The organism is Streptococcus sp. A22, assembly GCF_043674215.1.
GTDB lineage: Bacteria > Bacillota > Bacilli > Lactobacillales > Streptococcaceae > Streptococcus > Streptococcus suis_V.
In genome coordinates this window covers 1-1,987 of the sequence record NZ_JBIMJQ010000062.1, presented here as the reverse complement: position 1 = coordinate 1,987, position 1,987 = coordinate 1, and the positions used below count along the sequence as shown (strand labels likewise).

Here is a 1,987-nt window from a genome sequence, read left to right as displayed (position 1 = left end):
AGAACAGACAGCTGAACCAGTTGAAACAGCTGTTTTTTGGCTAGGTTGGGGTGGCTAACTTCATTATAGAACTTTCGGTCATTTTATATAAATTTTTATTCGTAAAAAAATATCACTAAAGTACTTGACGTCTATCTAAATATACTATATACTTAGTATGAAATATCAATGGCCGCCCTTGCTTCAATTGCACAGACATGTTCTGATGGGTGGTTTTTTTATTTAAGGAGTGTTCAGATGAGTAGTTTTTCACATAAGAGTTTTGAGGAGCAAGTTGCTTTATTAGAATCAAGAGGTATGCAGTTTTCTGGAGAACAGGACAAGAAAAAAGCTGAGCAAAAGTTATCAATAATCTCTTACTATAAATTAAAGGAATTTGCTAGACCTTTTTCAAAAATTGTGACAGTTGATGGTGAACGCCAAATAAATTATCAAAATACTCCATTCAAAAAAATTACTGTTAGATATTATCAAGATAAACGATTACGTCTCCATCTATTGGATGCTCTCGAAGACATTGAGGTAGCTTTAAAAACCCAAGTAGCGTTTGTTTTAGGTTATAGAAGATTAGGGCCATATGGATATTTAAATTTCTCACAGTGGTGCAACAAAAAAGAGTACTGCAAGCATTACCTAACATATCGAGAAGATAAATTTAAAAAGCAGCTAAAAGCTGAATTGAAAAGAACAACTTCTCCAGAAATCAAGGAAAAATTGAGAATTGACAATATGAAATATCCTCCAATTTGGTTGGCTATTAACCTAATGACGTTCGGTCAGATAATCAACCTTATCGAATTAATGTCAACAAATAATATTAGACAAATAGCTAAACAATATGATTGCAGTGATGCTGAGTTACTTTCTTGGTTGAAATGTTTAAACTTATTAAGGAATATGTGCGCTCACAATTCTAATATTATTGATCTTAAGATGCACACGACACCAATGCTTCGTGAGGAATGGAAGGAACTCTTATACGAGCTAAAAGAAGGTGTTTATTCAAACCGCATTGCTCTGCCGATTATTATAGTGAAATATATGATGGATGCTATTGATAACCAATATAATTTTAGAGAAATTTTTGGTTCATTTAGAAAATTAATTGACAAAAGCCAAAAGCAAGCAAATTACTACGGACTTAAAAGCAAGGAAGTGTTGAATAGTTTGCAAAATAATTCTTTGTACACTAGAATTTGAAATTAGAATAATTTTTATTTGATAAATATTGAATCAATGTATTAAAAAGTCACTCAATAGTAGTGACTTTTTAAAATACTTACATAAGCTAGATTCAGTTGAATCAAAAGAGTATCTTTACTTTAGGATGCTATCCTTTTTAGGGTACTGCATTCCAGTATTATCAAGTTCAAAAATTTGATTGTATATATTCATTTTAAAATACTACATGAAATTCAATACCATATAGATGTAAAAAATAATAGTAGGAGTAATAATGCTGATAAATTTGAAAGTTTTATAACTGATACTTTAAACTGAGTACTTGAAGAACATATAAAAACACTAAAAACTCAAGAAGAAGTAGATGATTTTTTGAAAAATCTGAGTAGGCTGATTTTTCTGAAGCCTATAAAATCATAATGGAAGGTATATCAAATCAAATGGTTAACGATGCTAAAACTTTAATGCACGAAAATTCCCTATTTTTTAGAAATGAAGAATCTGAAATTCTCGCGCGGATAAATCAAAAGTGGGCTAATGCATTTGTCGCATCATACTCAATGTATATGATGGTGTTTGAAGCAGTGAAAGAATACTCTGAATTTGTTAATAAGATAGATAACTAAGAAAGGGAAAAATCAATACAGACATTCTCTACTTTATGTTATAATAATTTTACAAAAAGTATAAAATGCTTGATTAAGGAGAAAAGAATGGTACAATCCATTAGCACAGCACAGCACAGCACAGCACAGCACAGCACAGCACAGCACAGCACAGCACAGCACAGCACAGCACAGCACAG

General features: G+C 31.4%; 2 protein-coding genes. Both read left to right on the top strand.

The features are described 5' to 3' along the window. Positions 1-237 precede the first annotated feature (237 nt). On the top strand, positions 238-1,200 hold the full coding sequence (locus ACHBHN_RS11260; RefSeq protein WP_394734155.1) for an Abi family protein: 963 nt from the start codon (positions 238-240) through the stop codon (positions 1,198-1,200). 401 nt (positions 1,201-1,601) lie between these two features. Then, entirely contained in the window at positions 1,602-1,808 is a 207-nt protein-coding gene (locus tag ACHBHN_RS11255; protein WP_394734154.1) for a hypothetical protein, read from the top strand. The last annotated feature ends 179 nt before the right edge of the window (positions 1,809-1,987 follow it).